At 39.0% G+C, this 13440-nt stretch carries 12 protein-coding genes and 1 pseudogene; 9 read left to right on the top strand and 4 right to left on the bottom strand.

What is annotated here, in order from left to right; genetic code table 11:
- Window positions 1-27: 27 nt before the first annotated feature.
- Complete coding sequence (locus tag MHI22_RS05750; RefSeq protein ID WP_036117138.1) at window positions 28-459, bottom strand: hypothetical protein; 432 nt, start codon at window positions 457-459, stop codon at window positions 28-30.
- 93 nt (window positions 460-552) lie between these two features.
- On the opposite strand from MHI22_RS05750, the gene MHI22_RS05745 reads away from it, so the two are divergent.
- The 4 genes and pseudogenes from MHI22_RS05745 (at window position 553) to MHI22_RS05730 (ending at window position 5338) form a co-directional block, all read left to right on the top strand.
- Window positions 553-2241, top strand: a complete 1689-nt coding sequence (locus MHI22_RS05745; RefSeq protein WP_089932690.1) for an AAA family ATPase — start codon at window positions 553-555, stop codon at window positions 2239-2241.
- Window positions 2242-2477: 236 nt separating this feature from the next.
- Window positions 2478-2636: pseudogene (locus MHI22_RS05740) on the top strand (histidine phosphatase family protein); the annotation flags it as partial.
- Between the two features lie 128 nt (window positions 2637-2764).
- Window positions 2765-3601 carry a D-alanyl-D-alanine carboxypeptidase family protein gene (locus tag MHI22_RS05735; protein ID WP_036117134.1) on the top strand — a complete coding sequence of 279 codons (837 nt, stop codon included), beginning with the start codon at window positions 2765-2767 and terminating at the stop codon, window positions 3599-3601.
- A 474-nt stretch (window positions 3602-4075) separates the two neighbouring features.
- Window positions 4076-5338, top strand: coding sequence for a polysaccharide deacetylase family protein (locus MHI22_RS05730; protein WP_340811339.1), 1263 nt, complete (start codon window positions 4076-4078; stop codon window positions 5336-5338).
- Between the two features lie 44 nt (window positions 5339-5382).
- On the opposite strand, the gene gltS is transcribed toward MHI22_RS05730, so the two are convergent.
- Entirely contained in the window at window positions 5383-6567 is a 1185-nt protein-coding gene (gene gltS, locus MHI22_RS05725; protein WP_058843652.1) for a sodium/glutamate symporter, read from the bottom strand.
- Window positions 6564-7529: a formimidoylglutamase gene (gene hutG / locus MHI22_RS05720; RefSeq protein ID WP_340811337.1), complete on the bottom strand. Its 966-nt coding sequence runs from the start codon at window positions 7527-7529 to the stop codon at window positions 6564-6566. Before hutG ends, gltS begins: the two co-directional genes overlap by 4 nt.
- A 141-nt stretch (window positions 7530-7670) precedes the next feature.
- On the opposite strand from hutG, the gene MHI22_RS05715 reads away from it, so the two are divergent.
- From MHI22_RS05715 to MHI22_RS05695, 5 genes are all read left to right on the top strand, one after another.
- Entirely contained in the window at window positions 7671-8564 is an 894-nt protein-coding gene (locus MHI22_RS05715; protein ID WP_340811336.1) for a LysR family transcriptional regulator, read from the top strand.
- A 672-nt stretch (window positions 8565-9236) separates the two neighbouring features.
- Window positions 9237-10472 carry an acyl-CoA dehydrogenase family protein gene (locus tag MHI22_RS05710; protein WP_340811335.1) on the top strand — a complete coding sequence of 412 codons (1236 nt, stop codon included), beginning with the start codon at window positions 9237-9239 and terminating at the stop codon, window positions 10470-10472.
- Window positions 10469-11245, top strand: coding sequence for an SDR family oxidoreductase (locus MHI22_RS05705; protein ID WP_036117118.1), 777 nt, complete (start codon window positions 10469-10471; stop codon window positions 11243-11245). Before MHI22_RS05710 ends, MHI22_RS05705 begins: the two co-directional genes overlap by 4 nt.
- 12 nt (window positions 11246-11257) lie before the next feature.
- Window positions 11258-12301: a phosphotransferase family protein gene (locus tag MHI22_RS05700; protein ID WP_340811333.1), complete on the top strand. Its 1044-nt coding sequence runs from the start codon at window positions 11258-11260 to the stop codon at window positions 12299-12301.
- A gap of 349 nt (window positions 12302-12650) precedes the next feature.
- Window positions 12651-12869 carry a DUF3955 domain-containing protein gene (locus tag MHI22_RS05695; RefSeq protein ID WP_036117114.1) on the top strand — a complete coding sequence of 73 codons (219 nt, stop codon included), beginning with the start codon at window positions 12651-12653 and terminating at the stop codon, window positions 12867-12869.
- A gap of 34 nt (window positions 12870-12903) precedes the next feature.
- On the opposite strand, the gene MHI22_RS05690 is transcribed toward MHI22_RS05695, so the two are convergent.
- Window positions 12904-13389, bottom strand: coding sequence for a tetratricopeptide repeat protein (locus MHI22_RS05690; RefSeq protein WP_058843653.1), 486 nt, complete (start codon window positions 13387-13389; stop codon window positions 12904-12906).
- Window positions 13390-13440: the final 51 nt, after the last annotated feature.

The raw sequence follows: 13440 nt of genomic DNA, 5'->3' as shown, positions 1-13440 counted from the left end.
GCGCAATTTTAAGCACGGGTTTTACTATTACTGAAAAAGTTGTTCAATGAATGTCAAATCGACATCATGATTGAGCTTGTAATCTTTCATATAATTTTCTTCATATAAATAAACGAATAAATGGTGATTATCATCTATACGTAAACCGATTTCCCTGTCATCATTGATCGATAACGTCAGCCAATAAGCTTCTTTAAAATCGGATTTAGCAAACCATACTTTTTTTAATGGCAGGTCTTTTAATGGCTGCATTATTTGGTCGATTTCTGCTTTATTTGTAAGCATGATCGTTTTTTCATCCGAAGAACGAATGACTTCAATTTCATGAATTTCCTTCAAATCGAGACGCTCTGTTACCTCTGTTGTAAAATCGGTGTCCCTTGTTAGTAGCATCGTTGAGATATACAGAATAAGTAATGGTAGTAAAATGCCTAGAAGTAGTTTGTATCTTTTTTTCATACTCGTCTCCTTAAATTCTAAAAATTCGCACATATGTATTCTTTTCCACGCTATAATTGAGCATATACTGAAATGATAAAGGAAGGCAATAAAATGACATATAATTATGCAGAAAAAGAACTATTTTATCCAGATAGAACTATTATGTATCGAGGCGGCGTCAAAAAAAATGATTTTGGCCATGATATCTATGATGGGAAAGGCATGCTTTTTGATCAAGATGGCGAGCTCTTATTCGAGGGGGAATTCGTCAATCATATGAAGCAAGGCAATGGCATCATGTATTTAAAAGGGCAACTTATTTATCAGGGAGAATTCATTCAAAATAAAAAACAGGGTCATGGCATTTTATATAAGGATGGTCAAAAGCATTATGAGGGTCATTTTCGCAATGATTTAATGGATGGCTATGGCATCTTATATTATGAAGAGGATGTGACGGCTCCTTATCAAGCATTGCGGGCACAATATCCTCATTTAAATCAGCCACAGTATGAGGGTGATTTTGTACATGGCATGAAAAAAGGAAAAGGCAAGCAGTATTATCCAAATGGGTTTTTACAATATGAGGGTGATTTTATTTGGCATCATATGCAAGGGGCTGGTAAGCTCTATTATCCGACAGAATCACCAACGGCTGAAGAGCTTGCCCGTGGTGTCACAACATGCCACTATGAGGGTCATTTCTTTGAAGATCTGAAACATGGCAAAGGGAAAGTTTTTTCTAGGCAGGGTATGCTGGAAGCGGAAGGACAGTTTAAAGAAGATAAGATGACAGGGCATGGAACGCTTTATTATGCCAATGGACAGGCTTCCTATAGAGGGGAATTGGTTCATGGCAAAAAACATGGACGAGGCGATTATTTTAATGAAGATGGCAAAATCATTTACAGTGGTGAATTTATCAATGATGAACGATTGCGCATTACACCTGAAATCGAACAGGAGATTACTAAACTACAAAAGCAATTGGACAGTCTTGTAGGATTGCCGAACGCAAAAAAAGAATTACATAATTTAATAAACTTCATTAAAATCCAAAGCCTGCGTGTCGATCATGGATTAACAAGCTTTCCAATTACGTATCATCTTGTTTTCTCAGGCAATCCAGGGACAGGTAAAACAACAGTGGCACGCATTATTGGCCAAATCTACAAGCATCTTGGCGTGTTATCAAGCGGACATTTTGTTGAAACAGATCGCGCAGGATTGGTCGCTGGATATGTAGGGCAAACAGCACTTAAGGTTCAGGAAGTTGTTAACAAAGCAAAGGGGGGGGTTCTCTTTATTGATGAAGCCTACTCATTAATTCATGATAAACAGGATGCATTTGGTAAGGAAGCGATTGACAGTTTATTAAAAGCAATGGAGGATCTACGTGATGACTTAGTAATTATCGTTGCTGGGTATACAGAGCTTATGGAGGAGTTTTTACAAGCTAATCCAGGCTTTAAATCTCGCTTTAATCATTTTGTCCAGTTCGATAATTTTAGCACCGATGAACTCTTTGCTATTTTTGCTATGCTTTGTCAAACGAATGATTATCAATTCGGAGAAGCATTTGCCCAACATATGAAAGTGCAGCTACGCCAAATGCCAATTGAAACAATTCCTAATTTCTCGAATGGTCGCTATATTCGAAACCTGTTTGAAAAATTGGTGACGATCCAATCAAACCGATTGATTCAACAGGCAACAATCTCGAAAGAAGAATTGATGACTTTTGAGGAGCAAGATATTTTACAGGGCCTATCAGAAAAGCTTTTTGATAACACTTTTTAAGATAAGGAGTAGACGAATGAAAAAATGGTTTGCCATTATTTTAGTGTGTGCTTGTATTTTACCACGGATAATAACGATTCATGTTACAGTAAATAATCATATAAATGTCCATAAAAACAATAAAAGTTAATGAGTTATGCTTGATATGGTAATATAATACAAAATATACGCTATCGTTAACGAACACGGATGCCTTTAATTGGTATTTTCGTGCACCGGATGGAGAAAGTTATGAGACTGTTGTGCGCAGACTAACATCTTGGCTTGACGGGATTCAACAATTCCCAAAAGTGATTATTGTCTCGCATGGTCTGACTGGGCGAATTTTACAGGGTGTCTATGCAGGACTTAATAAAAAAAGGCACTCAAGATGTATTATTCAAGTCAACCAATAAAGAAATCTCAAGAATTTGTTCTAATATCGAAGATGATTAGTACATATAAAGATATTTGAGTTCATCACATTGTTCTCAAGGAATATTCAGAAATGCCACCTATTATAATGTGTAGGAGGCGTTTTTTTATGAAAAAATGGATGTTATGTTGTTGTATTTGTATCGTGGTTTTCTTATTTTATTATACAAACAAAATATATGAACGCGCTCAGCTAGAACTGCCATCATTACATAGTCATAATGCTTTATTGCTCAATGAACAAGGCGAAGTATTATACGAAAAAAATGCAGATGCTATTATTTATCCAGCTTCCTTAACCAAGATTATGACAGCCATCGTTGCCATAGAGATGACAGAGGATTTACAAAGACAAACAATTGTAGAACCTCAAACGATTGCCAACTATACGGCCCAAAATGCTTCGATGGCAGGCTTTCAAGCAGGAGACTTTGTAACAATGGAGGATTTATTATATGGCACACTCCTTGCCTCAGGTGCCGATGCAACAGGAACTCTTGCAGATGCTATCGCAGGCAGTGAGGACAAATTCGTCACTTTGATGAATAACAAGGCGCAGGAATTAGGCATGCATGATACATATTTTGTTAATACCAGTGGCCTACATGATGAGGCACATGTATCTAGCGTGCGGGATATCAGTAAGCTTCTACGCTATGCGTTAGAAAACCCTATCTTTTATCAAATATTTACCTCGAAAAGCTATACAACCCATGTGCCTAATGAATTAATTATCACAAACTCGTTGTTTACAAAAGTGCCTAGTGTAGATGGCCCCATACTAGGAGGGAAAACAGGATATACACCAGAAGCAGGGCTCTGTCTGGCGTCCATTATCGAAAAAGAAGGAAAATCATTTCTTTTCATTACAACCAATGCCCCGACCTATGTTTGGACGCCACCCCCTCATATCGAAGATGCTTTAACTGCCTATGATGCCCTGTAAGTGGAAAAAAGATGAAAACATCTCAACTTTTTCATCGTTTCCAACGTCTTATTTGAAAGGAAGACATTTCTTGTTTTGCGATGGTGCTAGATAATCCATTTTTGAGGGAAGTCTCTCCTGGATCAAGCAAAACGATTACTTTTTGTAGCCCTTTGCTTATTGATGCGGGGAAGATGCCCTCATGGTTGGGGAAGCTCTGGGGAATTCGCTCCAAAATAGGAGCGAGCCACTCAATCACTCCACAAAAAGGAGGGCTCAACATGTCATTATCATAATTTACGCATAGTTTTATAGAAAAAAGGGAAGGAGAAATGTAGTAAGGTTAATATTATACAGATGTGAAGGGTCTTGGAAGATGGAATCTAGTCGATTACTACTATTTTCTGGTCTGAATGGTTACTCTATAATGATAGTTAATTCTTAGCATTTTTTTAGCAAACGACATGGGAAGACATCTAAGGACGGTGAAGAACAATGACAAAATTTTTACCCTATGCAATCGTGTTGACATTGATGATGTGTTTATTTGCTGGGCAATTGTCAGCAAGTGCTGAAGGGCCAGTGGTAATTCAAAAAGTGATGAAGGATACGGTCATTTATGAAAAGCCTTCCAAAACTAGCAATGAGATGGGGGAATTGGCGAAGGGACACTTTGTCACAGTGACGCAAGCAAGCAAAGGGTGGACACATATTCAAACGCCAGAGCAGGCAGGCTTTGTGCCATCTGATGTTTTAGTCAAGTTGAAGTCTGTCGGCTATTTAGTCATTCAAAAGGGTGGTGCGACGCTATTTACTGCGCCAAGCCAAAATGCACAGCAGGCAGGATCGCTTTATGAAGGACGCATGATTTATGTGTATGGCACAGCACCTGGAGGCTGGTCTTTCGTCCAATATGGGCAGGATATAGGATATGTGGCAACAAATGCTTTAAAAAAACCTGTTCCAACGAAGAAACGAATCAACGCTGTGGCTGGTGCTGAATTACGTTTAACTGCTAGCCCGCATGGAGAAGTTCTTGGTACACTTGCCAATAATACAGCTGTCCAGTATTACATAACGCTTGCAGGCTGGGCCTATGTAGAAGCGGGCGACCAAAAAGGGTATGTCAAAGCTTCTGAGCTAGCCAATATTCAGCTAACCGATAATAAAGTGTATAATAAAGGTGTGCCAGTAGTGAAGGGTGCTAAAAAACGTGTAGCTTTAACATTTGATGATGGGCCTAACGCCAAGGTAACACCGCAAATATTGGCGACTTTAAATAAATACGATGCGAAGGCTACATTCTTTATGGTAGGAAAAAATGTGTCAAGAAATGCTGCTATCGTCAAGCAAGTCTATGAGGCTGGGCATGAAATTGGCAACCATACCTTGAATCACAAAAAATTAACGGCTTTATCCATAGCGGAGGTTAAACAAGAAGTCAATGGCACAAGTAATGCGATTTATACAGCCATTGGCCAATACCCAACCGTTTTCCGTCCACCGTATGGGGCGACAAATGATCAAGTGCGCTCGTTCATGACGATCCCTTCGATTTTATGGTCGATTGATACACTAGATTGGAAACATCATAATGCGGATAAAATTTTAGCGTATGTGAAAGCCTCTGTAAAAGATGGCAGTATCATTTTAATGCATGATATTCATCAAACGACAGGGAATGGTTTAGAAAATGTCATTCTTTATTTACAGAAACAAGGCTATGAATTTGTTACAGTGAGTGAGATATTACAATAATAGAAAAGCTGTGCAATTGTCTTCTAGAGACTGCACAGCTCCTTTTATTTAAATAAATTAATGGTTGTAATAATAATAGGAATCCCAAACACGTCGATTAAAAAGGCGCCGACAATTGGTACAACAAGAAAGGCTTTTTGAGAAGGTCCGAAGCGTTGCACAACAGCTGACATATTTGCCATGGCATTTGGTGTTGCCCCTAACCCATGTCCTGCAAAACCAGCTACCATCACAGCTGCATCGTAGTTTTTGCCGAGTAGCTTAAACAAAACGAAGATACTAAATACGACAATAAAGAATACTTGCACAAAAACGATGATGAATAATGGTAGCGCTAAATCAGCAATTTCCCATAATTTGATACTCATTAATGCCATTGAAAGGAACACGCCTAATGTTACATCCCCAATTAATGAAATGCTTTTCATATTAATTGCTTGAGGTTTAACTTTATCCATAATATTACGTACTAATACAGCCACAAACATTGCGCCTACATAGCCTGGTAGGACGAAGCCTGTTGCTTCTGAGAATAATGTCCCAACATATGTGCCGACAGCCATGCTGAACGTAATCAATAAGACTTGTGTAAAGAACGAGTCAGATGTAATTTGTTCGTGTTTATTTTCATATTCGACTGCTTCAGCTTCTTGTTCATCAGGTGTTAAATTGTATTTACCGACTAAATATTTGACAATCGGACCACCAATTAATCCACCAGCAACTAGACCACAAGTTGCGGCAGCAGCCCCAATCGTCATGGCTGAGGAAATGCCCAAATCTTCTAATGTTTGTCCAAATGCGGCAGCAGCCCCATGACCACCTTCCATGGAAACAGCACCAGCCATCATTCCGATTAAAGGATGAATCCCCATGAGGGAGGCAAGTGATACCCCAATGACATTTTGCATTAAAGCAAGGAAGCCACAGGCTAGCCAATAAATAACTAATAATTTTCCTCCGAGTCTCACTAACTTAAAGCTTGCCCCTAAGCCAATCGTTGTGAAGAACGTAATCATAAATAAGCTTTGCAAGGACGTATCGAGCGATATTTCTAGAACACCAGTTGTTTTTAAGATGGTAGCGAGAGCAGCGAACAATAAACCACCTACCACCGGAGCTGGAATACAAAATCGCTTTAAAAATCCAATTTTATTAATAAGAAAGCTTCCCAATGCAAAGAGTGCGACGGCTAAAAACACCGTTGTTATTTGATTAATTTCGATCATGAGCCTTGCCCCCTAAGTAAGTTGTTCAGTGCTTCATACACAAAATAAGCACCTAATTTAACCGTTCGTCCATTTTCATCTAATAACGGATTGACCTCACAAACATCAAATGAATGTGTATGGGGATGTGCAGTGACTTTTTGTAGGATCGTGCGTACCGTTGATGGGTCAAGCCCAAACGGTGAAGGTGCACTTACACCTGGAGCAAACGCTGCATTCAAGACATCCATACATAAGGTTAAAAGAACATAATCATGTTGATCCATATAGTGTTGTAGCTCATCCAATAATTGCTGTTGGTTGGCTACTGTCATGTGATCTTCAAACACATACTTTACCTGTAATTCATCCGCTTTTTCGAATAGTTCTCTTGTATTGCCATAGCGTTGAATACCGACAACAAAATAATCAGCATATGGATCCTGTTCTAAAATTTGACGGAACATAGTACCAGAAGAAGGCTGTTCATCGTATGGTCGTAAATCAAAATGAGCATCTATATTAATAATGCCGATTTTAGCATCCTTTGATAATGCCGAACGAACACCTAAATAATGGCCATAAAGTGTTTCATGACCGCCCCCAAGCACAATACATGGACATTTTTTTTGCAATACTGTTCCGACAATTTCACCAAGCTCACGCTGCGCTTCCTCTAAATCATGATTAAGACAAACGATGTTGCCAACATCAATGATTTGTTGATCATCCTCAAATGTCCACGGTAAACTAGCTAGTCCTTCCCGTAGTGCGTTCGGTCCATTGGCTGCTCCTAAACGACCCTGATTTCGACGTACCCCTTCATCGCAAATAAAACCAACGAGTGCAGCCCTTTTCTTATCTGAAGCGCTTACATCATTAATCGCCAATCTTTTTACTTGTTGATGTAAACGAAAACTGCTTGTATTTGTCGTTGAATCTATACGGCCTTTCCATTGTTTTTGATCTGTCAGTGTGTACATAATCCTATTCACCCCATTGTTAAAATTATTGTAGAAAAAGTATTGTTGTAATTCATTATATATTCACATAATTATAATTACTAATATATAATTAATATTAACTTATAGCTTTTAACTATAAATGAAGGAGGATTATATTAAGTGGATATTAAACAACTACACTATTTTATTGCTGTTTCAGAACAAAGAAATTTCTCGAAAGCCGCAGAAAGAATGCATATTTCGCAGCCTTCCTTAAGTAATGCTATCAAAAAATTAGAACAAGAGATTGGTTCCCCCTTATTGGAGAGAAATACTAGAAATCTGCAATTAACAGAAGCTGGAGAGCTACTTTTTGAACGGGCAAAAGTTATTGTGAAAAATATGGAAGTATTGAAAATTGAAATGGATGAAGTCATTGTTCATGGCACGAGGGACATCACCATTGGTGTTATGGAATCGATCAAGCATTGGTTGCCTAAAGTAATCGCTAACTATAAAAAGGATTATCCACAAATGAAGATTCATTTAGTCGATATTTTAGGCAGTAAACGTGTGAAGAAATCGTTAAAAAGCTATAAAACCCATTTAATCATAACGAATCAGTTAATGGATGATCCAGAGTTGGAAGTCCAAACCTTATATGAAGAGAGGTTGGTTGCAGTGTTACCCTTACACCATCCGTTAGCCAGGAAAGAGACTTTAACCATCTCGGATATTAGTGAAGAGCCATTTATTATTAGTACCGAGGGCTTTCAAACAAGACACGATATTTTAACGATGTTTGAAAAGGCTGGGGAAAACATCAACATACAATTTGAAATCGAACGTTTTGAAACGGCTGTCTCACTAGTGCGTGAACAGTTAGGGATAACGATATTACCTGAAAACTATTTGCAAGGACCAACAGCCAAAACCATTGTAAAAAAAGAGATTGAAGGTGCAAATTTAAGTCGCAATGTTTATTTAGTATCTTTAAAAAATCGTCATTTACCATTGGCTATCCGACAATTATTGAAAGATATTTTGCATTCTTTTGAAAATAAGATGCTATAACTTGCAAGCAATCCTTAAGTCATGTTTTTTCTGTTTTATTAGAAAATTCATAATAGAACATTGCTTTACTAGAAAAATAGCGGTAACATTTAATGTAAGAATGAAAATGAATATTCATTCATTTTATGTTGTTGAAATAAGATTATGGCAATAGCAGAAAAAGACTTTTTGGCAAGGCGAAGGGTTGATTTCCGTTCCGCCAGCGCCCTTTCCAGCGTGCGTCCGATGAGCCGCTTCACTCACTGCGTTCTCTCTAGGGTCTCACCTGTGACGTTAGTGACGCTAGCTCCACTCCAATCAACCATGTGGTAAAAGTGTCTTTTCCTTCTCTTTCATACGAGCCGTAGTGAACAAAATAGCCCTTTATTTTCAATGTGAAGAAGTGGTAAGTGACAACACATCTCCATAAAGGGTAGTGAATAACTTCACTTTAGTTGAAAACCTTGCTAAAAAGAAACATTTATATGAATTGGAGTGGTAGGGGGATAGTGAGACAGGCGAGCCTCTAAACGGAGCGGAAGCGGCTCGGCGCTCGCCGATAGGAAAGCAGTAGCCTGCAACGGAAATCCATTTTCACCTTTCACAAAAATGCTATGGATGGTTTTGTTTTTCAACACGATGAAAATGAATTTTCATTCATTTTTAAAGTTCAAGCAAAGGGGGTATCTTCCAATGAATTTTTCTTATAGTGAAAAAGTTGTGAAGTTACAGGACAAGCTAACGAATTTTATGGAGCAATACATTTATCCAAATGAGGCTGTTTATGCAGTGCAGGTAGAGGCTATGGAGGATCGTTGGGGAGCGATTCCACCCATTATGGAGGAATTGAAACAGAAGGCACAACAGGCGGGATTGTGGAATTTATTTTTGCCAGATAGTGAATATGGGGCAGGATTAAGCAATTTAGAATACGCCCCTTTATGTGAAATTATGGGACGTTCACTACTGGCACCAGAAGTGTTTAATTGTAATGCACCAGATACTGGAAATATGGAAGTGCTTGTACGTTATGGCTCAGCACAACAAAAAAAGCAATGGCTTGAACCATTGTTACGAGGAGAAATACGGTCATGCTTTGCGATGACGGAGCCCGCTGTTGCATCTAGTGATGCTACCAATATAGAGGCGAGCATTGAGCGAGATGGCGATGAATACATTTTAAATGGCCATAAATGGTGGACGACAGGTGCTGGGGATCCTCGCTGTAAAGTGGCCATTTTTATGGGGAAACATAAGGATACAAATGCCCCTATCCATGAGCAACAGTCTATGATTCTCGTACCGATGGATACACCAGGGGTAAAAGTAGAGCGTATGCTGACTGCTTTTGGCTACGATCATGCACCAGAGGGTCATGGTGAAGTTACCTTTACCAATGTACGCGTACCAGTGGACAATATTTTATGGGGAGAAGGAAAAGGCTTTGCCATTGCTCAAGGTCGACTAGGACCGGGAAGAATTCATCACTGCATGCGTCTCATCGGTGCTGCGGAGCGCGCATTGGAGGAAATGTGTGTGCGTGTTCAGGAGCGACAGGCGTTTCATCGACCGTTGGCAGATCAAGGAGTAATGCGTGAGCGTATTGCTGAATCTCGTATGGATATTGAGCAAGCAAGACTTTTAACATTGAAAGCAGCCTATATGATGGATACAGTAGGCAATAAAGAGGCTAAAGCTGAAATTGCTATGATTAAGGTAGTGGCACCAAATATGGCACTAAGGGTTATTGACCGAGCCATCCAAGCATTTGGTGCGGCTGGTGTTGGGCCAGATACGACGCTTGCTGCACAATGGGCAAACTCACGAACATTACGTTTAGCAGATGGTCCTGATGAAGTACATCGTAATACCATTGCTAAATTAGAATTGAAAAAGCACGCGAAAAAACAAGAGGAGCTGATGAAATGACGGTCCTAGAGTTATTTAGCTTAAAAGGTAAAACAGCGATAGTGACAGGTGGGGGACGCGGACTCGGAGCGCAAATTGCTCAAGGTTTTGCAGAGGCTGGAGCCAATGTCGTCTTATGCTCACGAAAAGTGGAAGCGTGTGAGGAGATTGCCATAGCACTTGAAAAGTTAGGTGTTCAAACATTAGCACTAGCCTGTGATGTCACAAAACCAGAGGATATTGCTAATGTGGTGGCTAAAACGATTACTACATTCGGTAAAATAGATATTTTAGTCAATAATAGTGGTGCTTCATGGGGGACACCTGCCATTGATATGCCCTACGAAGCCTGGCAAAAAGTATTTGATGTCAATGTCAACGGGACCTTTTTGATGAGCCAAGCAGTGGGCAAAATTATGCTGGAGCAGAAAAGCGGCAAAATTATTAATATTGCTTCCATCGCAGGACTGGGGGGCACACTTCCCGCCTTTATGGATACCATTGCCTATAATGCGAGTAAAGGGGCCGTTATAACCTTAACGAAGGATTTAGCTGTTAAATGGGGACCACATGGTGTCAATGTCAATGCGATAGCACCTGGATTTTTCCCAACGAAAATGTCCAATGTTTTAATTGAACGAGGACAGGACTATTTGATGGACGTTACACCGTTAAAACGTTTAGGCTCAGAAAATGATTTGAAAGGTGTGGCGTTATTTTTAGCAGCACCAGCTTCAGACTATGTAACAGGTGATGTCATTGTTGTAGATGGGGGCATGAGCTCTATCATTTAGGGAGGGAATAAAATGGATACGATGCAAGTAAGGGCAAGTGAGCGTTTAGATGTGGACAAATTACATGCCTTTTTGGCAAGCTATTTTCCTGAGCTACCACAGGGTGAACTTGAAATTTCGCAATTTAGTGCAGGGCATTCCAATTTAACGTATTGTTTAAAAATAGCTGATTTCGAAGTCGTTCTTCGTCGTCCACCGCTTGGACCAGTAGCCAAGAAAGCACATGATATGAAGCGTGAATTTACAATTTTATCAGCATTGCATCCGTTTTTAACAGCGGTTCCAAAGCCATATGTCTATGTAGAGGATCGAGATGTTATTGGCAGCGACTTCTTTTTAATGGAGCGCAAAAAAGGTATTGTCCTCGATACGCATTTTCCAAATGGGACAGAGCCAACAGAGGAGCTAGCCCGTCAGTTGTCCGAAATGATGGTAGACTCTTTAGTGGCGCTTCATGCCATTCCCTACGAGGACACAGCGTTAAAGGATATGGTGAAGCCTGATGGATTTATGGAACGACAAGTTCATGGCTGGATAGAGCGCTATGAAAAGGCCAAAACAGCAGAGCATGCGGAAGTAGCTATTTTGACAGAGTGGTTAAAAAATCATATTCCTTCCAATAATGAGGCAACCATTATTCATTATGACTATAAATTGAATAATGCGATGTTTTCTGAGGACTATGCCGAAATGATTGGCCTTTTTGATTGGGAAATGACGACGGTAGGGGACCCATTAGCCGATGTTGGTGTAGCAATGAGCTACTGGATGCATGCGGATGACCCGAAAATGTTGTTATATGCACTGGGAGAACCACCAGTAACCATTTTACCAGGCTTTTATACGCGACAACAGTTTATTGAACGATATGCGGAGAAAAGTGGGCGAGATATTTCGACTATTCATTATTACTGTACATTTGCTTATTTTAAATTAGCCGTTATTTGTCAGCAAATTTATTATCGTTATGCTAAGGGGCAAACACAGGACGACCGCTTTGCTCAGTTGGATAAAATGGTCGCTGCACTCATACAACAGGCTTCTAAATCGATATAAATTCTAAAAAACGGTTGCTTTTTACTAAGTAACTGTTTTTTATTGCCTTCATAACAGATTATCCGACATTATAAAATATAATTATTTATAGCTACTCGCACCAGCCCTTCTTAATAGCCAAAACAACACACGTAAAAAAAATTAAGAGAGATGGAATGTATGTTCTTATTTTATCACATATGCCTTCTTTTTGCGAAAAAAAGGATTTTATATAAAACAACAATATTTTATTGTTTATCGATAAATAATTGTTGACTTAGAATGTGTATAAAGCTATTATAACAATAGTGAATAGGTGTTTGATAATTGATCAAATACAAATTTAAACAAATAGATGGAGGAAGCAACAATGAAAAAATATTTACTAGCTACAATTCCAATGGTACTTGGGGTTTTATGTTTATTTATAAAGGGGATTATTGGTGATGAAATATTAGCGGATGGAACGATCGTGGAGAAGAATTTCTTTTTCATTCCATTAAGCTATCTATTTTTCTTTAGTGGCATACTGACATTCTTATTTATGGCCCTTTTTTCAAAAATAAAAAATATGAATGTCGCAAAATAATGCTAAAACAGGCCCTAAATAGGAGCCTGTTTTTTTACGACCATATTTGATCAAGTTTATCGCTGTAATAGTGAATAGCTTTTTTATAATCTTGAATGCCCTGATGATTGGTTGTACGTAATAATGTCTGAAGTAATGTCTCCATCGATTTTACATGGTTGCCAAGATTGTAAAGTGTCATGGCATAGAAGACCTTGACATGCTCGGCTTCAGGGAATTCGTGAATGGCTTGTATAAAGATTTGTTCGGCTTGCTCATATTGCCCTAATGTCCGATAAGTGCTACCTAAACCAAGATAAGCATCTATTAAAACATCTGGTTCCAGTCCTAATTTAATCGCTTTTTCATAATGGGGGACTGCCTCCTTTTCTTTTCCTAAAGAATCAAAGGTCCAGGCACATTGAAATTGATAGTAAGCATTTTCAGGATGTTCCTTGACTAGTCCCACCATCAATTGATTTGCTTCCTCAAGCTGTCCGTTTTTTCTCAATGTGATAAGATGTGCTATTTGTTTATCCATATTATTAACCCTCTCGTTATATTTTATAATAAATTACCATTCGCGAAAATA

The organism is Lysinibacillus sp. FSL L8-0312, from assembly GCF_038003285.1.
GTDB lineage: Bacteria > Bacillota > Bacilli > Bacillales_A > Planococcaceae > Lysinibacillus > Lysinibacillus fusiformis_D.
This window is presented reverse-complemented; position numbering and strand designations above follow the sequence as displayed.